The sequence below is a fragment of the Bacteroides galacturonicus genome (genome assembly GCF_003096855.1).
Lineage (GTDB): Bacteria > Bacillota > Clostridia > Lachnospirales > Lachnospiraceae > Lachnospira > Lachnospira rogosae.
Window position 1 is genome coordinate 63,279 of record NZ_QEOA01000005.1, and the last position, 23,920, is coordinate 87,198.

The 23,920-nt window shown below is 36.4% G+C and carries 23 protein-coding genes; 2 read left to right on the forward strand and 21 right to left on the reverse strand.

Translation table 11 applies throughout. The features are described 5' to 3' along the window. Nucleotides 1-62 precede the first annotated feature (62 nt). The 9 genes from C7390_RS07165 to C7390_RS07195 form a co-directional block, all read right to left on the reverse strand. Complete coding sequence (locus tag C7390_RS07165; RefSeq protein WP_022501154.1) at nt 63-428, reverse strand: hypothetical protein; 366 nt, start codon at nt 426-428, stop codon at nt 63-65. A gap of 7 nt (nt 429-435) precedes the next feature. Continuing rightward, nucleotides 436-576 (reverse strand): hypothetical protein, encoded by a 141-nt coding sequence (locus tag C7390_RS13650; protein WP_022501155.1) that lies wholly within the window; start codon nt 574-576, stop codon nt 436-438. A 302-nt stretch (nt 577-878) separates the two neighbouring features. Then, nucleotides 879-2,348: a hypothetical protein gene (locus C7390_RS07170; protein WP_055306695.1), complete on the reverse strand. Its 1,470-nt coding sequence runs from the start codon at nt 2,346-2,348 to the stop codon at nt 879-881. Next, entirely contained in the window at nt 2,332-3,366 is a 1,035-nt protein-coding gene (locus C7390_RS07175) for an ATPase, T2SS/T4P/T4SS family (protein WP_172678520.1), read from the reverse strand. Before C7390_RS07175 ends, C7390_RS07170 begins: the two co-directional genes overlap by 17 nt. Nucleotides 3,367-3,397: 31 nt before the next feature. Continuing rightward, entirely contained in the window at nt 3,398-3,562 is a 165-nt protein-coding gene (locus C7390_RS13655; RefSeq protein ID WP_022501159.1) for a hypothetical protein, read from the reverse strand. 494 nt (nt 3,563-4,056) lie between these two features. Then, on the reverse strand, nt 4,057-4,401 hold the full coding sequence (locus C7390_RS07180; RefSeq protein WP_022502232.1) for a DUF5640 domain-containing protein: 345 nt from the start codon (nt 4,399-4,401) through the stop codon (nt 4,057-4,059). Between the two features lie 60 nt (nt 4,402-4,461). Next, complete coding sequence (locus C7390_RS07185) at nt 4,462-5,868, reverse strand: UDP-N-acetylmuramoyl-tripeptide--D-alanyl-D-alanine ligase (protein WP_116443857.1); 1,407 nt, start codon at nt 5,866-5,868, stop codon at nt 4,462-4,464. Between the two features lie 22 nt (nt 5,869-5,890). Then, nucleotides 5,891-6,922: a D-alanine--D-alanine ligase family protein gene (locus C7390_RS07190; RefSeq protein WP_055306698.1), complete on the reverse strand. Its 1,032-nt coding sequence runs from the start codon at nt 6,920-6,922 to the stop codon at nt 5,891-5,893. Between the two features lie 222 nt (nt 6,923-7,144). Next, complete coding sequence (locus C7390_RS07195) at nt 7,145-7,825, reverse strand: DUF1653 domain-containing protein (protein ID WP_116443858.1); 681 nt, start codon at nt 7,823-7,825, stop codon at nt 7,145-7,147. Nucleotides 7,826-7,992: 167 nt separating this feature from the next. Between C7390_RS07195 and C7390_RS07200 the strand changes: the two genes are divergently transcribed. Next, nucleotides 7,993-8,868 carry a PHP domain-containing protein gene (locus tag C7390_RS07200; RefSeq protein ID WP_116443859.1) on the forward strand — a complete coding sequence of 292 codons (876 nt, stop codon included), beginning with the start codon at nt 7,993-7,995 and terminating at the stop codon, nt 8,866-8,868. On the opposite strand, the gene C7390_RS07205 is transcribed toward C7390_RS07200, so the two are convergent. The 7 genes from C7390_RS07205 to argC all read right to left on the reverse strand — a co-directional run bounded on the left by C7390_RS07205 (nt 8,831) and on the right by argC (nt 16,991). Further along, a complete protein-coding gene (locus C7390_RS07205; protein WP_116443860.1) occupies nt 8,831-10,045 on the reverse strand; it encodes a class I SAM-dependent rRNA methyltransferase in 1,215 nt (404 codons plus the stop codon). The two genes, C7390_RS07200 and C7390_RS07205, sit on opposite strands and share 38 nt — an antisense overlap. A 594-nt stretch (nt 10,046-10,639) precedes the next feature. Then, nucleotides 10,640-11,080, reverse strand: coding sequence for a DMT family transporter (locus C7390_RS07210; RefSeq protein ID WP_090140111.1), 441 nt, complete (start codon nt 11,078-11,080; stop codon nt 10,640-10,642). Nucleotides 11,081-11,197: 117 nt separating this feature from the next. After that, nucleotides 11,198-12,463: a sugar ABC transporter substrate-binding protein gene (locus C7390_RS07215; RefSeq protein WP_055306701.1), complete on the reverse strand. Its 1,266-nt coding sequence runs from the start codon at nt 12,461-12,463 to the stop codon at nt 11,198-11,200. Nucleotides 12,464-12,480: 17 nt separating this feature from the next. Further along, nucleotides 12,481-13,662 carry an aspartate aminotransferase family protein gene (locus C7390_RS07220; protein ID WP_116443861.1) on the reverse strand — a complete coding sequence of 394 codons (1,182 nt, stop codon included), beginning with the start codon at nt 13,660-13,662 and terminating at the stop codon, nt 12,481-12,483. 14 nt (nt 13,663-13,676) lie between these two features. Continuing rightward, a complete protein-coding gene (gene argB / locus C7390_RS07225; protein ID WP_116443862.1) occupies nt 13,677-14,582 on the reverse strand; it encodes an acetylglutamate kinase in 906 nt (301 codons plus the stop codon). A 50-nt stretch (nt 14,583-14,632) separates the two neighbouring features. Continuing rightward, nucleotides 14,633-15,859 carry a bifunctional glutamate N-acetyltransferase/amino-acid acetyltransferase ArgJ gene (gene argJ / locus C7390_RS07230; RefSeq protein ID WP_116443863.1) on the reverse strand — a complete coding sequence of 409 codons (1,227 nt, stop codon included), beginning with the start codon at nt 15,857-15,859 and terminating at the stop codon, nt 14,633-14,635. Between the two features lie 85 nt (nt 15,860-15,944). Beyond that, a complete protein-coding gene (gene argC, locus C7390_RS07235; RefSeq protein ID WP_116443864.1) occupies nt 15,945-16,991 on the reverse strand; it encodes an N-acetyl-gamma-glutamyl-phosphate reductase in 1,047 nt (348 codons plus the stop codon). Between the two features lie 298 nt (nt 16,992-17,289). Here argC and C7390_RS07240 point away from each other — a divergent pair, with 298 nt between their 5' ends. Continuing rightward, nucleotides 17,290-18,516 carry an argininosuccinate synthase gene (locus C7390_RS07240; protein ID WP_022502244.1) on the forward strand — a complete coding sequence of 409 codons (1,227 nt, stop codon included), beginning with the start codon at nt 17,290-17,292 and terminating at the stop codon, nt 18,514-18,516. 162 nt (nt 18,517-18,678) lie between these two features. Here the strand turns inward: C7390_RS07240 and C7390_RS07245 are convergent, their stop codons facing one another. From C7390_RS07245 to accB, 5 genes are all read right to left on the reverse strand, one after another. Next, a complete protein-coding gene (locus C7390_RS07245; RefSeq protein WP_022502245.1) occupies nt 18,679-19,551 on the reverse strand; it encodes a hypothetical protein in 873 nt (290 codons plus the stop codon). Nucleotides 19,552-19,692: 141 nt separating this feature from the next. Next, nucleotides 19,693-21,480: an acetyl-CoA carboxylase carboxyl transferase subunit gene (locus tag C7390_RS07250; protein ID WP_022502246.1), complete on the reverse strand. Its 1,788-nt coding sequence runs from the start codon at nt 21,478-21,480 to the stop codon at nt 19,693-19,695. Nucleotides 21,481-21,524: 44 nt separating this feature from the next. Beyond that, the gene (locus C7390_RS07255) at nt 21,525-22,880 is read right to left on the reverse strand and encodes an acetyl-CoA carboxylase biotin carboxylase subunit (protein WP_055176063.1); all 1,356 of its coding nucleotides are present in this window, start codon (nt 22,878-22,880) and stop codon (nt 21,525-21,527) included. Between the two features lie 60 nt (nt 22,881-22,940). Continuing rightward, on the reverse strand, nt 22,941-23,363 hold the full coding sequence (gene fabZ / locus C7390_RS07260; protein WP_022204252.1) for a 3-hydroxyacyl-ACP dehydratase FabZ: 423 nt from the start codon (nt 23,361-23,363) through the stop codon (nt 22,941-22,943). Nucleotides 23,364-23,446: 83 nt separating this feature from the next. Continuing rightward, a complete protein-coding gene (accB, locus tag C7390_RS07265) occupies nt 23,447-23,905 on the reverse strand; it encodes an acetyl-CoA carboxylase biotin carboxyl carrier protein (RefSeq protein WP_022204251.1) in 459 nt (152 codons plus the stop codon). Nucleotides 23,906-23,920: the final 15 nt, after the last annotated feature.

Below are 23,920 nucleotides of genomic sequence, written 5' to 3' on the forward strand. Positions count from 1 at the left end.
AATCCCCATCATCTTTATTTCGTAGAGCAAATCCAGATTTATCCTTATTGTGCTGGGACGTACTACACCGCCATCTCAACCCTTACAAGTGCCTTATAATCACACAGCTTATTAAGTCCGAACAATCTCGACTTTACAGGATATTTAATATTCAGGCGGTAATAATCATAATCTGCGGCTGCATCGAAATATTCATAACTTACATCTGCCCCATATTGTGCAGCTATCTCGCATACCTTTTTATTAGTATCATAATCAATATCCCTGTGTTCATAACTTATGCCATTTATCTGGATTACATCTTTTATATACTGCTGTAACTCACTGCCTTTGCTTACACTTTTATTAACAGCAATAAAATCGAGCGATATCAGACATATAAAAGAAAGTATTACAAGATATGCCGAAGCTTCTACTATTATCTTCATTATGCACCTACCTGTAGAACAGCTTTGCAAGCTGTGTACCCTCTAATACAGTGCATTTGTTCATACATATCCCTAAGAATGTAAATGCTATTGCAAGTCCTGTAATACATATAATCACATCACCATATTCTTCCAATAAATATTCCATTATACTATCCCCTTTCATTTCTTAGATTGTATTTCAATTAAACTATTGATTTATATTAAATATCTATATCAACCACCAAGCATTTTATCAGCAAGCATTGCGTACATATTTATCATTGATAATATAAATACTATAGCAATGCACGTCTCACCTAATTTTTCTAATATAAAGTCCATGCCAAGCCTTTCTCCACCTTTAATATTACCAGCAGCAAATCTTTACCTACTCGTCACTAATGATATTCTCTTCCACCTTATTAACGTATAGACAGACACAATCTTTAACAATATTAATATTACACATTACAAATACAGTGTTATAACAAGCATCATATCAACAGACATTTTCAATGCCATAAGAAATACAGGTATGTATTCCATAAATTTAAATAAACTTATCCTGTCCTTATAAGCAATCTCTGACTGCTTGTTTATAAGCTCGTTATTTCTCTGTATTAAAGAATTAATAGTTTCATCTACCTGATTGTCTGGCAATTCCGATACTGAATATAATGTTCTTACTGTCGACATTATATCTGTCTGTCCATACTCCGACAGAAATTCATAATATGGCTTAATATCTGATGGGTCTGCCTCTATGTCCCTTATAAAAGTATCAAGTGAATTCTTAATTATATACGGACTTTCATCGTAAGTATCTTCAATTGCCGCAATCAATGGCATATTCTCAAGATTAAGTGCAACATTTCTTAACCAGTCAGAAAATGCCTGTCTTAAATTGTTAGTAAGCTTTTTCATTGCAGACTTTTTATTAATCAACGGATAAATAACCATTACAGCCATTGCCATAACAAGATATACAAATATAAAATAAAAACCATTAATAAACGCCAGGCCTGCCAATATTCCAAGCACTGTTATAACTGGAATTATCTTCTCAATTATATTCCATACATTGGTTTTAAACACAAGCTTATAATATTTCCTGCTGTTAGTATCAATATCTTTATCATTAAGAATTTCATATCCGTAATGTTTATTCGTGAAAGCATAGAATAATATACATAACACAAGGAATATCACTGCTGTCCCCTGATACAGCCAGTCATCAACTATGTTTCCCTGTCCGCTTTTATATCGGTTAAGCATGGCACTCATAAATATTGTAAGACCTGAAAGCACTATGCTTATAATAACTCCTATGGTTGTATCCCTTTTTACATTCTTGATTTCAAGCTCCTGCCTGTATATTCCTTTAATCCACCTGTCAGAGTCATCAAGAAGCACTCTAAGTGCATTCTTATACCTTCCACCTCTCTTTTCAATTCCAATAATAAACTTATGAAGTGTCCTTATACGGCTGCAATTATACTCTTTCTCTATGATATAAAGTGCATTAGCATATACATCTTCTCCCATACCATATTCAAGCTCGTCCATAGCCTGCTCTATCACCCTGCCAAGAGTGCCGCCTGCTATCTTGCCTGTATCTTCTAAAGCTGTGTATATCTTAGGATTTCTCATAAATGAATACGCCATCTGATGGAGATATATATCAACGTCCATAAACTTTTTAAGCCTGTTATTATTGTAGTACCTTTTTCTTATAATACCCGGAATAACGCTTATGGACACAAGACCAGTAATTATTACACATACAGGCTTAAGGCCATATATCATACTTATTCCGAATATCACAAGAAGTCCTGTTGTTATTGCTAAAATATATTTCTTCATTGAGAAATCATATCCATATGCTGATATATCTTTAATTACTGAACGCCCCGAAAAATATCTAATTAATCTTTTCATATATGTTCTTTATGCCTCTCCTATTAAATTTATCAAGAATATCTTCCGGGACAGTTTCGTCTGTAAATGTGCCGTCTTCGTATATTACACAGCAGTGATTAACAGAATTGCACCTTGAAAGAAAACCTATCTGCTTAATCCTCCTTTTCTCGTGCTTGTCACATTCCACAAGCACAACAAGGTCTATATATTTGTATACACTATTGATAAATCTTTCATTGACACTGCTGTTGCCAAGCATATTGTACATTCTGTCAGGCATATCCCTTACCTCATCCAGATGCATAGTTGTCATACAATATGAACCTGTAGACAAACTGTTAAGCAGATGTGCAACTTCTGGTCCTCTTGACTCTGACAGCAAAATCCAATCTATATTATGTCTTAACCCAGCCTTTATGATATCCTGGTATGTAACCTTGTCATCCACAAAAAATTCAACACATTTTTTATTAGGATTAATCTTTCTATAATGTATCTCCTGATTATCCTCATATACTCCTGCCTTCTCATTATGCGGAATTTTCGTTGACAGATACTTTACAAGCTCTGTCTTTCCTGCGTGTGGCTGTCCTCCCACAACTATGCTAAGGTGTGCAGTAACACTATTCTCCAAAAGATTAATAATGCTTTCAGGGGCATAATCTGACTCAACTAAATCCTTATGCGAAAATCTCAGATATTCTGGTATCTTTCTTATAGACATACTTTTCTTGTGACACCTTGATTCGTGCCATATAGAAATTCTAAGCTTCTCTGTATTGGCCTCAAGAATAGGTCTGCTTCTGTTAAATGAAACACCCATTATATTGGCAAGCTTTATTGATACATTTTCCACATATCTGTCACTTAATTCCTTGCCTGAAATATAACTTCCAATGCCAAGCTCAGTTATCCAAAGATTATAACCATCCCATTCTATATCCGTCACATTATCATTATTTATTTCCTGTGCTATCTCACTGAATAATTCATCTTTATTCTTTTCAATAATGTCTTTTAAATCTTCTTTATCCATATTCCACCCCATTTACTGCACACCTTCTTAATTATTTCATAGCTTCATATATCTGTGACTCATACTCAATATCTTCTATCGCTCCTGTTGTCTTTCCACTTACTATTGTCACAACCGCCGCTGTTAAAAGTAAGGCTGCAAGCACACCAGCAAGTGCAACAACAACTTTTCCATAATGTTCTATTATATCGTGCAAATATATATCCTCCTATAAATATATCTATTGATTATAATATATCAGATTATAATAATCCTAAATCCTGATATTCTATAATCAATTAAACTTTAAATTAACGGGAAACTCCTGTATATGACAGGTAATGAATAACACTTATATGTGTTATCTAGAAATCTTATGTACTTCCTGATGTAAGTTAAGATTATATTAAAAACGCGTTTTTCATATTGATACTATATCACTATATTATATATTTGTAAAGTATTATTTTAAAAATATTTTTATTTTATATAACTTTCATTTTATTTATATATAGCACATTCACTTGCAGAAAACTACATATCGTAAACTACATATCGTAAACTACATATTAGAGCGATTACACGTTATCATTACATAATACTTTTTTGTAACAGGGATCTTTATCAGATTTTCATATTACACTAAAAATCCCTTCAGGCAATATCTGCCCGAAGGGATAATAAATCATTCTTTAGATTATTAGCATCTGGTTATTCACCTTTTTTAAGTTCAATTTCACCTGAATCATTAGATAATGTAAGTGTCTTTGACTTGTTAGAAATCTTAAATGTATACTCGTCTGTCTGTGTTCCACCAAGAACTGACTTGTTGATAGTTATTTTGTCTCCATCAACGGAATATGTAATATTAAGTTGAATTCCGCTTAACTGCATAGTTCCCTGACCATCTGCCTCGAAATTAAATACAACATCATATCCGTTATCATTACCACTCCAGCTTCCCTCTACACTTGATGACTTACTTCCGCAAGCTGTAAATGCCAAAGCGAATACCATAATCATAGCACTTATTATTAAACTCTTAGTCTTTTTCATAGACGCCTCCTTTCTTCTTTCTGTATATATTTAAGCATTTGCAAAACGCTTAATCTTAATCTAATTATCCTTGCTTAAAAGCTCCACAATATCAGCAAATTTCATTGCGTGCGATGCCTTTATCAATATATTATCATTATCCTTAAGGATTGACGAATATGCCATATTGAATTCTTCCATATCATCAAAGCTGTGTATCTCACAATCATATGAACCAAAATGTGTTTCCATATAATCGTCTGTTCCCATAGCGATATGTCTTGCCAGATCACCAATAGTAATAAGAACATCTATATTCTTAGTACCTATATACTGTCCAACATCATAGTGGAGATTTTTCTCATTTTCTCCAAGCTCATACATATTGCCAAGTATACATACTTTTCTGCCAATAGCCATATCAAGCACATCAACAGAAGCCTTCATAGATACAGGATTAGCATTATAACAGTCATCTATTAATGTATATTTACTTGTTTTGATAATGTTATTTCTGCCTGAAATAGTCTTTAAATCAGCTATTCCGTCTGCTATCTGTGCAGAAGTAAGCTCTAATGCCGCACCAACACAGGCTGCTGCAAGTGCATTGTATATCATATGATGTCCAGGAACCGGCACAGTAACCTCAAAATCCTTACAGCCATCTACACAATTAAGACCTGATATTACAAATTTAGTTCCACTAAGCCCAAGATTTTCTATATCCTTGGCATACACACCGTCTTTATAGTTAATTCCAAATCTTTCAGGCTTCTTTCCATTAACCTCATCTACAGTGATAAGCTTATCATCATCGCCGTTAAGTATCGCTATTCCGTCAGGCTTCATATTATTGAAAATCTCTGTCTTCGCCTTTAATATTCCATCTCTTGTCTTAAGATTTTCAAGATGACACAGACCTATATTAGTTATTACGCTTATATCTGGCTGAGCAATTTTTGATAATCTGTCCATTTCTCCGAAATCACTTATTCCCATTTCAAGAACAGCAACTTCATCATCATCTCTTAAGCGGAATACTGTAAGAGGAAGTCCTATTTCATTATTGAAATTACCTTCTGTCTTTAACACTTTATACTTCTTGTTAAGCACATAACTGATTGTTTCTTTAGTGCTTGTTTTACCTACACTTCCTGTTATACCTACAACCTTGATATCAAGATTATTACGGTATAAAAGTGCCATATCCTTTAACGCCTGAAGACTTGATTTAACCTTTATATAAGAATTAGTCTGTCCTTCAAGTTCTTTTTCTGATATAACACACAACGCTCCATCATTAAAGCAGTTGTCTATGTATTGGTGTCCGTCAGTTCTCTCGCCACATATGGCAACAAACAATCCGCCATTCTGCACTTTACGGCTGTCAGTTGTTATGTCTGTCACTTCTTTATCAAGGTTATCTTCACTGCCATAATATACGCCATTGCAGGCTTCTGCTATAGCTCTTAATGTCATTCCACGCATAAATAATAATCTCCATTCAATATTAATTATACTTTTCTAAAGATATTTCTATAATCTTCTTAGTAAGTTCATCATATGACATTCCTACAGCCGCAGCTTCCTGTGGAAGTAAGCTTGTTCCTGTCATTCCCGGAAGTGTATTAATTTCAAGGCAGTATATATCTCCGTCTTCATTAAGAAGTTCATCTACTCTTGCATATGTAGTAACTCCAGCTGTCTCACAGGCTTTCTCTGCCCATCTTTGCATTTTCTCTGATATTTCCTTAGGAAGATTAGCTGGACAAGTCTCCTTAGTTGCTCCTGCCTTATATTTATTCTTATAATCATAAAATCCGTCAAGCGGTTCTATCTCTATAACTGGAAGTGCCTTTCCATTAAGTACACCTACAGAGAATTCTCTTCCCTTAATGAATTCTTCTACAAGTATATTATCTTCATATGAGAATGCATCTGTTAAGGCTCTCTTGAATTCTTCTTCGCTATTAACAATAGATACTCCTACACTTGAACCACCACAACAAGGCTTAACCACACAAGGAAATGGAACATATTCTACCTTATGTCCCTTGTGGAGTGCTATGCCCTTAGGCATTGGAATACCCTCTGGAACAAGAACCTTTTTAGTAAGCTCCTTGCTCATTGATATGGCACTGCTTATATAATCAGTTCCTGTGTACTTAATTCCCATAAGTTCAAATGCTGCCTGTATCTTTCCGTCCTCACCATTGCTTCCGTGAAGCCCCATAAATACTATGTCTGCTTTCTGGCAGAGTTCAAGAACATTATCTCCAAAGAAACCTTTTCCCAAAGCTTTTCTTGCTTCAAGTTCCTTCTCAACATCAGGAGTCTGGTTCTTTAAATATTTGCAAAGCTTTTCCAAATCATTGTCATTATTAAAAAAGTTATCAACATTTTCACTATCTATACCGAAAAAAACATCCACAATGTTAGCATTGTATCCATTTCTTCTTAAAGACTCACACACTTTGGTACTTGTAAGAATTGATATATCTCTTTCAGTGCTTGTACCACCTGCTAATACAACTATATTCATTATTAATCCTCTTTTCCACACACAATCTCTTATTGTATAGTTCTCCTGTGCATACCTTATAGAATATAACATTTATTAACAACATATGCAATCAATATCGTAATTAGTCACATACTTTTCCACAATATCAACATACTTATACACATTTTATGTGAATTCACAAAATTCTGTAATATTATCCATTTTATCGCATATATTATGTTAATTTTCTGACAATTATCACTACTGACGCAGTCTTAATCCTTCATATTTGGTATGTGCAAGAAGACATTTTCTAAGTGAATTATATCTATCAGTAATGTCGCCCTCTGGCACAGCAACTTCAATGGACTCCGCCATAATATCAATAAGCCCGTCATTTAATTCACTTCTCATAGAAGTTAATATATCAAGCTTCTCTTTATAATCATATGCATCAAGAAATCTTATCAGCTTGCTGTCCTGTACAGTATTCTCATCTGAATTGTAGGTGTCAGCAATATTCCCATTATCAGATGAGACATTTTCTGTCTTATAATCAACAGATTTATTCTCTGTATATCTATTTCCTGCTATGTCGCAGGCAGACTTATCTACTGTATATGTATTATCCGCTGAAACCATATTAACATTGTCTATCGATTTATTATAAGCAGATGTATCATCGGATTTCTCAAGTGCTTTTCCTGTATTAATATCTATAAGTTCAAATCTGTATTTCTGCTCTACATCAGGATATTTATTATGGTCAACTTCGCTCAAAAACATATCATATGGTCTTACATATAACTCATATGAGCCGTATAGCCCCTGATACACAACCATTTTCTCCTTAGTCTCTGAGTGTATCGCAACGCCTCTTACCTGATACAGCTTATTCTTAAAATGTCTGTAAAAACCACCAATAACTAATTCTCTTTGCATAATCACTCCTCCTGTTGCTTTTATATAAAATTAAACTTTTTCGTTAATTTATTATTTTATTAAGATTAAGGATTTTGCGTACTTTTTTAAAGTGTTATAATCTACTTGCGTACTTAATACAATTCTATTATCTGCTTAGAAATCGTGCGCAGAAATGAGGTTATAATATGAAACAGGTAGATTTGCACGTACACTCAACATATTCTGACGGAACTAATACTCCTTCAGAGCTTATAGCAATTGCTTCTTCTAAAAATCTTAGTGCCATTGCCCTTACCGACCACGATACTCTTGACGGAATACCAGATGCCCTTAAAGCCGCTGGTAATTCAGAGGTGGAATTAATACCCGGTGTTGAATTAAGCACTAATTTTAATAATACCGAAGTCCATATCGTAGGACTTTTTATTGATTACACTAACAATGCCATCAATGATTATCTTAAAACACAGCGCGAGTCACGCATCAACCGTAATATTGCAATATGTGAACGCTTCTGTTCAATCGGTATTAATATTACATATGAACAAATGTTAAAATTATACCCTGATGCTGTTATAACAAGAGCACATTTTGCTGACTATCTCGTTAAGAACAATTACACCGGCGACCGTAACGAAGCCTTTGACAGATACCTAAGTCCCGGAAAGCCCTGCTTTGTGAACAGGCATAAGGTTGACCCTTCTGAGGCTGTAAACATTATTCATCAGGCTGGCGGCGTTGCTGTGCTTGCACACCCAATTCTTTATCATCTTGGCAAAACGCAGATGAATGAGCTTATTAACCATGTATGCAGTGCCTCAATTGATGGAATCGAAGCTATTTATTCAACTTATAAACCCGCCGATGAAAGGGAAATCCGCAAAATTGCCAAAGAGCGTAATCTTCTCTTATCCGGCGGCTCTGATTACCACGGTGCTAACAAACCTAACATACAGTTAGGAACAGGTCTTGGACATCTTTTTGTTCCTTACGAAATAAAAGATGCCCTTTACGAAAGAAGCCTTACTTTTCGTCAACAACCTGAAAAATATAGAATTTAAGGTATAAGGACTCATCGGCTGACCACAGAATTGGGTGGTCAGGTGACTGGGTCCTGTATTCTATCTGTCTTAGTCTTTTATGTACATTTCTTGCCGCTTCGCCAATTGTCTTAGTGAACAATTCCGGATCCATAAAATGTGAACAAGAGCAGGTTGCAAGGTATCCGCCGTCTTTGACAAGCTTCATCCCCCTAAGATTAATCTCTCTGTATCCCTTAACTGCATTTTTAATGGAATTTCTTGACTTGGTAAATGCTGGTGGATCAAGAATCACAACATCAAACTTCTCGCCACTCTTTTCAAGCTGTGGAAGCAGGTCAAACACATCTGCACATTTGAATCGGACAATATCCTCAAGTCCGTTAAGCTTGGCATTTTCTGTCGCCTGATTAACAGCAAGTTCAGATGCATCTACTCCAAGAACGCTTGCAGCTCCAGATATTCCTGCATTAAGTGCAAATGAACCTGTATGTGTAAAGCAGTCAAGAACCTTCGCACCCTTGCATAAGCCGCCGATAGCTCTCCTGTTATATTTCTGGTCAAGGAAAAAGCCTGTCTTCTGACCGTCCTTAACATCTACATAATATTTAACACCATTTTCAGTTATCATAACTTTGGTATCGAATTCTTCACCGATAAAGCCTTTAACTCTTTCCATTCCTTCAAGCTGTCTTACTTTGGCATCGCTTCTTTCATATACGCCTCTTATTGGCATGCCATATTCTTTAAGTATTTCTTTCAGGTCATCGACAATAAGCTGTTTAAATCTGTCAATTCCAAGTGCAAGTGACTCTACTACAAGAACATCTGAGAACTTGTCTATTACTATACCCGGAAGAAAATCTGCCTCTCCGAATATAAGCCGGCAGGAAGATGTATCGACAGTATCCATTCTGTAGGAAACAGCATCTTTTACACGCTGTTTGATAAATTCTTCGTTAATCTCTCCCTCGCGTCTTGATAACATTCTTACTGTTATTTTGGAACGGCGGTTTACGAAGCCTATTCCCATAAAGTAATCATCGAAATCGTGGAGTTCGATAAGGCCTCCGTCTTCTACGTTTTCGGAAAATGTGTCTATTTCGTTGTCGTATACCCACATACCGCCGGATTTTAATTGACGGCCGGCGCCTTTTTTCAGGGTTACTGTGCCTGTTATTTTGAATAAATTGGTCATTGGTTGAGGTCCTCTCTTTTATTTGGGGTGGGGTGGGAAATGCAGTGGTGGCATAGATTGCGCTTGTGCTTCGCACTTCGCTTCTACTTTGCCTTGGCTTATTATGTACTGCCGCAGATTGCCTTTACTTTTGGCTCGTGCTTTGGCACTTCGCTTTCCTTAGCCTGCTTATGATTTGTTTTTGCTGGCTCGTGCTTTGCACATCGCCTTTAGTTGATTTCCCACTGGTTTCGCCGTGCAGGTCCAAGAAAGCTCTGGCTTTCTTGGACTGTCGGGCTGTCGCCCTATCAGACAGAAATTTTAAAAGCAGCTTTGTGCAAGCACAGCAGCTTTGAATTATTTTCCACTGTTTTCGCCGTGCAGGTCCAAGAAAGCTCTGGCTTTCTTGGACTGTCGGGCTATCGCCCTATCAGACAGAAATTTTAAAAGCAGCTTTGTGCAAGCACAGCAGCTTTGAAAATTTCTGTCTGGCACGGCTTGTAGCTTACGCACATTATATCCCCTCACCGTCAGTTTTACAACTTTAATTCTTTCCCAACATCACTTACTACAGCTACCTTTTCACTTCAATACAACCTTAATCTCCTTCTCCATCTAATTCTTCCCTGTATTGTAGAACATAAATACTCCGCCCATTGCTATTATCAGGGCTAAGAGTTTGAGCCACGAGAAGTCGGCTTTTTTGCTTCCAAATAAGCCCATAAGTTCTATTATATAGGCTACTATTACCTGTGCTACTACTATTGTGACTTCGGCTTTGGCTACACCTAGGTCGGATACACTTTTTACTACGGTGAAGGTTATGAATGCTCCTATCACACCGCCTAATAATGATATTTTATTCTCTACCTGAAATATTCCACTAATCTCAGGTCTTCCGTTAAACAGCCACATTATAATGCAGGTTGCAAGTGCTGTAAACTGCACGAAGCCTGCCGCCACCCATATACTGCTCGCTTTTGTAACATTCGTATTAAGTACACCTTGCAGGCTCATTAACGCACCTGAGATTATTGCAACAATAAATCCTGCCATCAGACAACCTCCTTTAACAATCTCTATTGTTAATAAAGTATTTACTGATAGCAGGATTTTATTCACTAATATTGGAGTAAATTACATTTTTATCCACACTAATGTATTATTCCATATTTAATTATTAAGCCTTGATAGTGTCATATAATTGGAGATTTCTTTGTAAAACTCATTATATGCACTGTTAAAATCCACTCCGTCCCATAACTGGTGAAGCATAATCTCATATTTTGTATATATGTTGCCTACTCCTACATATTTGGCTTTTACGATGCTGTTAGCATATATTGTGTGCAGTGTATTGTAATTGCTCTGCTGGGTCTTTGATTTATAGCTTATGTCTGCCCTTGCACTCATATGCCCACTAAGACTTTCCAAATCCTCTGCATAGTCATATGATATTGCCCTTGCTACTGCCTTGGATACCGCAATATTTGATGTGTATGGATTTACTATCGCCATCGTAGTAACTGACATTGCCTTTGACTCTAAATCATCTGCAAGCTTTGGAACTGGAATTATTCCATATTCAACACCTGAAGCATCAATTGTTGAAAGGCTGTCGGCATCAACTATTGTATATATAAGCTTTCCCTCTGCAAACTGTGATACACACGACTGCAATGATGAATTATATCTATCAATCGCATAAGTGTCCTTTAACTTCACATATTCAGTTAAAGCCTTTTTAAAATGCACCTCATCTATTGCAAATGCTCCTGAATCCTCAGCATTATTGCCGCCTATATTAACGTATCTTCCTGTAAATGTATAATTAAGAAACATTGATGATGCATCAAAGTTAAATATCCTCTGAACACTTTTATTATCTTCTGTAACTTCGTAGTTATCATTATATTCTTTTATCTCATCAAATGTATCAACTGCACCTGCAAGCTTACTGTTATACACCATAACCGGCATATTAAATGTAACCGGATAGCCATATAACTTTTCATTATATGAGCTTGCTATAAGGGCAGCCTGTCCATATACTTTATCATTGTATACATCCTTGTAAGAATCATTTTCAAGCATAAGACCTAAAAGATATGCCTTATTGCAATTCTCTGATGACATAAGATACACATCTGGCACATTATCATTTCTTACAGTTTCATTGTAAATTGTATCAACAAAATCTGATGACTCAACATATACCGGATTGACAGTAACCAGATTGTTAGCCTCTTTAAATTCTTTCGCTACATTTTCAAGATAGCTGTCATAGTCCTTATTATCATACCAGACATTAACTGTTACAGGAGTCTCTATATCAAGTTCCCTTGCTGTCTTATTCTTATCTGTACCTGAACATGCCATCACAGATAAAGTAAGAACACCTGCCATAAGAACTGACACAAGCTTCTTAATTACTTTCATTATTCATCCAACCTTTATTAAAATGATTTCTTTAACTTTGTTATCATTTCATCTACGTCCGCCTTAGTTATAACAAGAGGTGGCACCATTCTGATAACATTAGTTCCGGCTGAGAACAGTATAAGTCCATTGTCTAATGCATTAGCAATAACATCTTTAGGATTGATTGAAAGTTCAAGTCCCTGCATAAGTCCAAGTCCTCTCCTCTCAATTATAAAATCATATTCTGCTACAAGTTCATCAAGCTTTTCTTCAAGATATGCTGATACTTCCTTGACATTATCCAATATATGCTGTTTCTCAAATAATTCAAATACTTTTGTTGCTGCTGCACACGCAAGTGGATTACCGCCATAAGTTGTACCGTGATCTCCTGGTACAAGTGCCTTGGCAACTTCTTCCTTGGCAAGAAATGCACCTACTGGAACACCACAGCCAAGTGCCTTGGCAACAGTAAGAATATCAGGCTCAACTCCATACTGCTGGAATGCAAACATTGTACCTGTTCTTCCCATTCCACACTGTATTTCATCAAGTATAAGAAGAATACCCTTTTCATCGCAAAGCTGTCTTACACCCTTGATGAATTCGTTAGTTGCAGGATATATTCCTCCCTCACCCTGTACTGTTTCAAATATAATAGCACAAGTTTTATCATTTACCAACTGTTTAACACTTTCAAGGTCATTATAATTAGCAAATTTAATTCCCGGAATCATAGGTCCGAACGCTTCCTGATAATGCTTATTGCCTGTTACAGCTAATGCTCCCATACTTCTGCCATGGAAGGAATGATGCATTGCTATAATCTCTGAATCTGTTCTTTCTGTCTTTAAATAAGCGTATTTCTTTGCAAGCTTTATAGCACCCTCTATTGATTCTGTACCACTGTTAGTAAAGAATACCCTGTCCATTCCAGAAGCCTTTGTAAGTGCTTTAGCAGCATTTACCGCTGGCTCATTATAGAAATAATTAGATGTATGTATAAGCTTGTCAATCTGTGCCTTTAACGCATCATTATATTCCTTGTTATTATAACCTAATGCAAATACCGCAATACCTGCACCAAAATCAAGATATTCTTTTCCGTCTGTATCATATAATCTTACACCATCACCTTTATCAAGTACAATCTGGTATCTGTTATATGTATGTATTAACTTTTCTTCTGCTGTTTTAATAATCTGTTCTGTCTGCATAACTACTCCTGTTATTATATATTAGTATCGAAGAATTTCTCAGCACCTTCTGATAATATAGCTGTACCAACACCCTTGTTAGTAAATATTTCAAGAAGGAGGCAGTGTGGAATACGACCGTCAAGTATATGCACTCTTGAAACACCGTGTTCAATCGCATCAATACAGTTATTAAGCTTAGGTAACATACCACCACCTATTGTACCACCTGCTAATAATTGCCTTGCCTCAGTTGTTGAAAGTTCTGAGATAAGGCTTGATTTATCATTATAATCCTTGTATACACCTTCAATATCTGTTAAGAATGCAAGCTTCTCTGCATTAACTGCCCTTGCAATGGCACAAGCTGCATCATCAGCATTAATATTGTAAGCGTGGAAATTGTCATCATATCCTATAGGGCATATTACTGGAAGAAAATCGTCCTTAAGAAGAGAATGTATAAGTGTTGTATCAACTTCCTTGACTTCACCTACATATCCGATATCTTCACCCTTTGAATACTTCTTTTCCACCTTTAGCATACCGCCATCTTTACCACTTATACCACACGCCTTTACGCCAAGTTCCTCTATAAGCGATACAAGGCTTTTATTAACCTTGTTAAGAACCATCTCAGCAATTTCCATAGTTGGCTCGTCTGTAACTCTTAAACCATTCTTAAATTCCGGTGTCATTCCAGACTTTTCAACCCATTTGCTGATTTCCTTGCCGCCGCCGTGTACAATAATTGGCTTAAATCCAACAACCTTTAATAATACTACGTCCTGAATAACTTTTCTTTTAAGTTCTTCATCAACCATTGCACTTCCACCATATTTTACAACTATAATCTTTCTGTTGAACTTCTGTATATATGGGAGTGCTTCAACAAGCACCTGTGCCTTCTTTAACTCTTCTTCCATATTAATTGTACTCATTTATTATCCTCATTCCTGACAATATTACAATGCCATTTTATTCTTAACTATTATGATCTGTAATCAGCATTAATCTTTATGTAATCAAATGTAAGGTCACAGCCCCACGCTGTAGCTTCACTGTTACCCTGCTTAATATCTGCTATTGCGGTTACAGGATTTTGTGAAAGAATTTCAGTTGCCTTTTCTTCGCTGTAATCTGTTGCAGTACCATCTTTAACTATCTGAAGCTTTCCTGCGTTGCTTTCAAAGAATATATCAACCTTCTCCGGCTCGAAATCAACGCCTGAATAACCCATAGCACAAAGAATTCTTCCCCAGTTAGCATCGTGTCCAAATATTGCCGCCTTTGTAAGATTAGAAGTCACTATTGATTTGGCAAGAATTCTTGCCTGTTCCTTAGTTGAAGCTCCCTTAACCTGAACTTCAAAAAGACATGTACAGCCTTCACCATCTCCTGCTATTTTCTTAGAAAGCTCTGTAAGTACATAAGATAATGCCTCATAAAATGTATCATAATCACTGCTGCCTTCCTTAATAGTATCATTGCCTGCTTCGCCATTAGCAAGAACAAGCACTGTATCATTAGTTGATGTATCTCCGTCAACAGATATCATATTAAATGAATCTTCAACAATATCACTTGTCATCTTCTGAAGTGCTTTCTTCTCTATAACTGCATCAGTTGTAATAAAACAGAGCATTGTAGCCATATGAGGATGAATCATACCGGCACCCTTGCACATACCGCCTACCGTTACTTCTTTGCCAGCAATATTTACTGTGCAGGCAACCTGCTTGCTTACAGTATCAGTTGTCATAATTGCCTCTGCGGCAAGTGTTCCAGCCTCTTTAGTATAATCAAGAAGTTCCGGAAGTGCCTTAATTCCTGCACACATTCTATCCATAGGAAGCTGCATTCCAATAACACCTGTTGAACCAAGAAGCACTGCATCAGCTGGAATTCCAAGTGCCTCTCCAGCTGTCTTAGCTTCAAGTGCACAGGCTTCATCACCCTCAACACCAGTACAGGCATTAGCAACACCACTGTTGACTACAATTGCCTGTGCAAAAGCTTCATTATATACAATATTCTTATCCCATTTAACAGGAGCAGCAAATACTCTGTTAAGAGTAAATGTCCCTGCTGTCACGCAAGGCTTGTCTGAAACAACCATTGCCATATCTTTCTTACCATTCTTATACTTAATTCCTGCCGCCATACCAGCTGCCTTAAATCCTTTAGCCGCTGTAACTCCACCTTCTATAATCTGCATAACTTCCTCCTGTCCAGATTAATAATCACGTCTTATTAATCTTATATGAATAAAATATTTATAGTGCCGCCTGTATTATATAATTCTATGGGAACATAGGTGCAATCTTAAGTCCTTCATTCTCCTCAAAACCGAATAAAAGATTCATATTCTGTACTGCCTGACCAGCCGCACCCTTAACAAGGTTATCTAATGCACCCATAGCAATAATTCTGTTAGTTCTTGGCTCTATCTTAAATCCTATATCTACAAAGTTACTTCCCTCAACCCATCTTGTCTCTGGGCATGCATCCTTAGGAAGAACTCTTACAAAATATTCCTTATCATAATATTTATCATATGCCGCCTTAACATCTTCATAAGTTACATCCTTTGCAAGATTAGCATATGCTGTCACAAGTATTCCTCTGTTCATTGGAACTAAATGTGGTGTAAATATAAGCTTTAAATCATCTCTTCCACAAGCATATCCAAGCTGTTCTTCTATCTCTGGTGTGTGCCTGTGTGTACCAACACCATATGCTTTCATACTCTCATTAACTTCACAGAAAAGATTAGCAACCTTTGCACCCCTGCCTGCACCGCTTGTTCCGCTCTTAGCATCAATGATTATTGTATCTGGATTAATAATTTCTTCTTTTACAAGTGGATATAATGTAAGAATTGATGTTGTAGTGTAACATCCTGGGTTAGCAATAATTCTTGTATTATTATTCACTTTATCCCTGTTAATCTCACATAAACCATAGACTGCTTCATCAATATATTGTGGTGACTTATGTTCAAGCTTATACCATTTCTCATATATATCTACATTCTTTAATCTAAAGTCTGCACTAAGGTCTATTATCTTTACCTTTGATAAAATCTCATCGTTAACAAGTGATGCACATAAGCCCTGTGGTGTTGCCGTAAATATTACATCAACCTCATCTGCAAGCTGTTCCATATTATCATCCATACATCTGGCATCTACAAGTTTAAACATATTTCTGTATACATCTGAATATTTCTGATCTATATAGCTTCGTGAACCAAGCCATACAATCTCTACATCCTTATGTCCAAGAAGAAGTCTTACTAATTCGTTACCTGCATATCCGGTAGCTCCGATAATTCCAACCTTAACCATACGTCCTCCATCTGAATGTTTATTTATTCATTCGTGTACATATATTATTCATCAATAAAAATGACAAGTTCCATTATAACAACTTTTTTTTCTATGTAAAGTGTTTATTCATTATTTTTTATATTTATGCAATATTATTGCATAAAATTGCATAATATACATTTTTACCTATTGCATTTTCATAATAAGTAGTTTATTATAATCAGCAGAGTTTTACACTTTGTAATAGCATTATTTACTACATAATATTTATTACATAATTAAACCTATTACTTAATTATATGGAGGTACATTAATAATGAAAGAGAAAGTTGTTCTTGCTTATTCAGGTGGTCTTGATACTACAGCAATCATTCCTTGGTTAAAGGAAACTTTCGACTATGATGTTATCTGTGTATGTGCAGATTGCGGTCAGGAAGAGGAATTAGACGGACTTGAAGAAAGAGCTTTATCTTGTGGAGCTGCCAAGTTATATATCGAAGACATCACAGATGAATTCTGCGATAACTACATCGTTCCATGTGTACAGGCTCACGCAGTTTATGAAAATAAATATTTACTTGGTACATCAATGGCAAGACCTATCATTGCCAAAAGACTTGTTGAAATTGCCCGTAAAGAAGGTGCTGTTGCTATCTGCCATGGTGCTACAGGTAAGGGTAATGACCAGATCAGATTTGAGCTTACAATCAAGGCTTTAGCTCCAGATATCCAGATTATCGCTCCTTGGAGAGATTCAAGATGGACATTACAGTCTCGTGAAGATGAAATCGAATATTGCAGACAGCACGGTATTCACCTTCCATTCAGCCCTGACTCAAGCTACAGCCGTGACCGTAACATCTGGCATATAAGCCACGAAGGTCTTGAGCTTGAAGATCCAGCTAATGAGCCTAACTATAAGCACCTTCTTGTTCTTGGATGCACACCAGAAGAAGCTCCAGATGAAGGCGAATATGTAACAATGACATTTGAAAAGGGTGTTCCTACATCTGTTAACGGCAAGAAGATGAAGGTTTCTGATATCATCAGAGAACTTAACAGACTTGGCGGCAAGCACGGCATTGGTATAATTGATATCGTTGAGAACCGTGTTGTTGGTATGAAGTCACGTGGTGTATATGAAACACCTGGTGGAACTATTCTTTACGAAGCACATCAGCAGCTTGAAGAATTAGTTCTTGACAGGGATACAACAGCAGAGAAGATTAATGTTGCTAACAAGTTCGCTCAGGTTGTATACGAAGGAAAGTGGGAAACACCTCTTCGTGAAGCACTTCAGGCATTTGTCGAAAAGACACAGGAATACGTAACTGGTGAAGTTAAGTTCAAGCTTTACAAGGGCAACATTATCAAAGCTGGTACAACATCTCCATATTCATTATATAACGAATCTATCGCTTCATTCACAACTGGAGACCTTTATGACCACCATGATGCTGATGGTTTCATCAACCTCTTTGGTCTTTCACTTAAGGTAAGAGCTATGAAGAAGCTTGAGAACGAAAAGAAGAATAACAAATAATACTTTAAAAAATATTATATAACAAGTATTATAAAACAAAATCAGGAGCTGCCACATATATATGTAGCAGCTCCATTTTTCATCTTTTATAATGTTTTATGAGTTTTTATAAGCTCTTATAAACTCTAATAAACTCTTATCAAACATTAATCTCAGATATTTCTATATTCTTTTTCTCCTGTTTTTCACAACCATTCCATATATCAAAGTAATAACATAAGAAGCTGCTGCCAGTATACACATAACACCCATAACCCTATAAGCAATCTGAGTATCTATAAACACAGTTCTTCCTAGATATCTGTTACTTACAGCCGCCATACATCTGTTTCCAATTATATTTGCAATAAAAATATATATACCACCTGTTATGACAAATATACATGGGAGTGTGTACCTTACAACCCTGACAGGATTAAATGCAATGATAACAATCAATAATGTGATATATATTAAAAGCATCAATATCTTAAACACAACAGACGTTATTATTCCATATACCTTTATAAGCGGCTGCAGACGATAAGATATATCACCATATATACCACTGGCATAATTATTTATAGCCTCATTTGCAGCATTTTTACTATAGCTAAGAGCTGCCCTGACTATTGTTTCCTGTATATTTCCCATATTGATATTAGATGCTATTTTGTTATATGTCATATCCATAAGCTCATCCAGCTCTGCATCTATATTAATCTCTATATCATCAAAGGATTTTTCTTTAAGCATCCCGTCAACCATAGCCGTTGTATATTTCTGTGCTATTCTGTCTACTATCTTAGAATCCTCTATACTTGTCTGAATTCTGGATAACGCCTCCATATTATCCCCAAGTGAATCAAAAACAGTATCCATAAAACGGTGCGATATAGCAGCTGACAGTCCTGCATCCTTTAACATGCTTGAGACATACATAGGTGCCGTTACACATACAATAAGTATAAGACCTGCTATTACAGATATTAAACCAACACCTATCTGTGTCCATCTATGAGCAGTATCCCTGTATTGTCTGTATCCATATGACATATATATTCCTTCTTTCTGTTTAGATATAACAATTCCGTAATCTTCCTACGCAATCACATTAAAACAATCACATTAACATAATCATATTAACACAATTATATTAATACAACCATAAAAAAATGTAATAGATTTAGTGCTTTCTTACATTTTCCTGAATCTGTTATACCGCTGTCTTGCAAGTTCTTCCTTGTCCATATCAATATATCTGTACATAAAATCACATATCATGCGTTTCATATATAATGTCACTCTTTTTATATTATTTTCATTTATAACCGGATATTCCGGAATGACCTTCTCTATTATGCCAAGCTCATATAAATCTGCTGCCGTCAGCTTCATTATTTCCGCAGCCTCTTTTGCTTTCTTAGAATCCTTCCACAGTATCGATGCAAAGCCTTCTGGTGAAAGTATTGAATATATGGAATTCTCCATCATCCATACCTCATTGGCAACACCTAGTGCAAGTGCACCACCGCTTCCACCTTCGCCAGTTACTATTGACAATACCGGAACTGTAAGACTGCTCATTTCATACAGATTCTTTGCTATAGCTTCTCCCTGGCCTCGCTCTTCTGCACCAAGACCGCAATATGCTCCTGGAGTGTCTATAAAACATATAACCGGTCTGTTAAATTTTTCAGCCTGCTTCATAAGCCTTAGTGCCTTTCTATACCCTTCGGGATTAGGCATTCCAAAGTTTCTTGATATATTCTCTTTAGTAGTCTTACCCTTCATATGTCCTATGACTGTTACAGGAATGCCGCCAAATGTTGCGATTCCACCTATTATTGCTTTATCATCACAAAAGTTTCTGTCACCATGAAGTTCAAAAAAATCTTTAGTTATTTTTTCTATGTAATCTGCGGCATTAGGTCTTTCACTGCTTCTTGCTATTTCAACCTTTTCCCATACATCATACTCATTATACAGATTATTATCAGCCTCAGCCTTTTTTTCTTCTTCTCTATCTATCTTTTTGAAATATATATTATCAAGATACTCAAGATACTTCTTCATAATATCTGAATTGCTCCGGTATGTATCCACATTTTCTTTAACTTCTGTATAAGCTCCACTGTACTTATGTATGTCAAGCAGATGCGCAAGTGTCTTCTTTAGCTCATCCCTTTTAACTATCGCATCCACAAAGCCGTGCTCTAACAGAAATTCAGCTCTCTGAAACCCTTCTGGCAGTTCCTGTCCTATAGTCTGTCTGATAACTCTTGGTCCTGCAAAACCTATAAGGGCACCTGGCTCTGCAAGTATAATATCTCCAAGCATAGCAAAGCTTGCAGTTACACCTCCAGTTGTAGGGTCAGTAAGAACAGTGATATATAAAAGTCCTGCCTCATCATGTTTTTTTAATGCGGCACTTATCTTTGCCATCTGCATAAGAGATACTATTCCCTCCTGCATCCTGGCTCCGCCTGAGCATGTAAATATAATAACCGGCAGCTTCTGCTCTGTAGCCTTCTCAACTGCCCGTGTAAGCTTTTCACCTACAACTTCGCCCATGCTGCCCATAAGAAATCTTGTATCACAGACACCTATAACAGCTTTGCTGCCATCTATCTTTCCAACACCGGTTATTACTGCCTCATCAAGATTTGTTTTTCTTTTAAGATTCTGGATTTTCTCCTCATAACCTGGGTATTCACATGGATTGCTCTCTTCAATGTTAGTATCCCATTCTGAAAATGTATTCTTATCCACTACCATGGATATCCTTGTTCTGGCATCCAGCTTCATATAATATCCACATTCCGGACATACACAATTATTCAGATACATGTCCTCTGTTAAAATTATTTTTGAACAAACCGGACATTTCGTATATAATCCATCTGGAACATTTATATTACTGCTATCCAGATTGTTGATTTTATTTTTATGGATATTCTTTTTAAACAAGCCTTTTATCTGCATATAAATCCTCATTTCCACGCACTCTTACTGTGCATAACGAACAACTATTTTTTACATACCTGTGGATACTCCTCTGGTATGAAATCTGTACTGACATCACCTTTAATAAACTTCTCATTCTGGCATATATCATACATAAAATCTGTATTTGTTGTGACACCTTCAATAATAATCTCGCCAAGGACACTTCTCATCTTCTCAATCACTGTTTTCCTGTCGTTTGCATATGTCATAACCTTCATTATCATGGAATCATAAAAAGGAGGTATCGTATATCCACTATAAACTGCAGTATCTATTCTTACACCATTACCACCTGGTATATGTATATTCTTTATTGTTCCCGGATTAGGTGCAAAGTTCTTTTCAGGGTTTTCAGCATTGATTCTTATTTCCATGGCAGCACCATGTATCCTTACATCCTCCTGCTTAATACCAAGACTTTCGCCGGCTGCTATCTTTATCTGTTCCTTTATAAGATCAACACCTGTCACAAGTTCCGTTATACCATGCTCGACCTGAATACGGGTATTTACCTCCATAAAGTAATAATTGTCGTTTTTGTCAAGAAGAAACTCAACTGTTCCTGCATTTTCATAGTTAACTGCCTTAGCCACTGCCACTGCAGTATCTCCCATTCTCTTTCTTAATTCATCATTCAACGCAGGAGAGGGTGATTCCTCAACTAACTTCTGGTGATTTCTTTGTATTGAACAATCTCTTTCACCAAGATGAATTGTATTTCCATATTTATCAGCTAATATCTGGAACTCTATATGTCTTGGCTTTTCTATATATTTTTCTATATACATTGTGCCATCAGCAAAGCCATTCACAGCTTCTCTCTGTGCGTTATCGAATTCCCTTTTAAAATCTTCTTTTGTATATACAACACGCATCCCCTTGCCACCGCCGCCAAGTGCAGCTTTAACCATAACAGGATAACCTATATTGTCTGCAAGCTCTTTTCCTCTTTCTGCATCCATAACTGGTTCTTTGGTTCCTGGAATAACTGGAATACCTGCTGATATCATTGTATTTCTTGCTTCCTGTTTATTACCTGTTTTCTCTATGATATCTGAATCTGGACCTATAAATGTGATGTTACATTTTTCACATAATGATGCAAACTTACTGTTTTCAGAAAGAAATCCAAAGCCTGGATGTATTGCATCTGCATGTGTAGCTACTGTTGCACTCAATATTCTTTCCATATTAAGGTAACTATCCTTAGCTGCTGCCTTTCCTATACATACACTCTCATCAGCCAGCTGCGTATGAAGTGCTTCCTTATCCGCCTCAGAATATACTGCAACTGTCTGTATACCCATTTCCCTACAGGCTCTTATTATTCTAACAGCTATTTCGCCTCTGTTCGCTATCAATATCTTATTAAACACAGCTTCATCTCCTTATAATCATTCCATAATCCACATATTATATTTATAACATCAGACGGATTAACCTACCATAAATGTAAGCTCTGCTGTAAGTGCAACCTCGCCATCTACCGTCGCAACAGCCTTTCCCACGCCAACTGGTCCTTTTTTCTTTATAATCTCACATTCCATCTTAAGTTTATCACCAGGAACTACTTTTCTTTTAAATCTTGCATTATTAACTGCACCAAAATATGCTGTTTTACCTTTGTTTTCTTCCAGCGAAAGTATCGCAACAGCGCCTACCTGTGCGCATGCCTCTATCTGAAGGACCCCCGGCATAACAGGCTCAGCTGGAAAATGTCCTGCAAAATAAGGCTCATCATATGTAATACACTTATATCCTGTTGCCTTTATTCCAGGCTCAAGTTCATCTATCGTATCCACAAGCAGAAAAGGATGTCTGTGTGGTATAATATCCATTATTTCCTTTGTTGTAAGCATACTTAACTCCTTATATTAAATAATCGAATTTCATATATATAATGTCGGTATCAAAAACCCATGCCTTTGATACCGATGTATTGTCAGACTGGTTTTATAACAAACATAGGCTGTCCATATTCAACCATCTGTTCATTATCTACAAGAATATCAGTAACCACACCATCATAATCACTTTCAATCTCATTCATAAGCTTCATTGCTTCTACTATACCGATTACCTGACCTTTTTTAACCCTGTCACCTATTGCTACATATGCATCAGCTTCCGGAGATGCTGAACTGTAAAATACACCTACAAGTGGTGAATTAACAGTAAGCACATTATCATCAGAAGTTTTAATGTCCGATTTATTCAATCCTGATTCATTGCCGTTATCGCTATTAACTATATCATCAGCACCGGCAGTTTCTTTAACAGCTGCCCTGTCACTTCTGTCAGCGCCAAGCGAAAGCTTAGTGTCGCCATCTTCCATGCTAAAGCTTGTAAGTGAAGATTCTGATACAGCATTAATGAGCTTTATTACATTTTCTAATTCCATATATTATCTCCATTT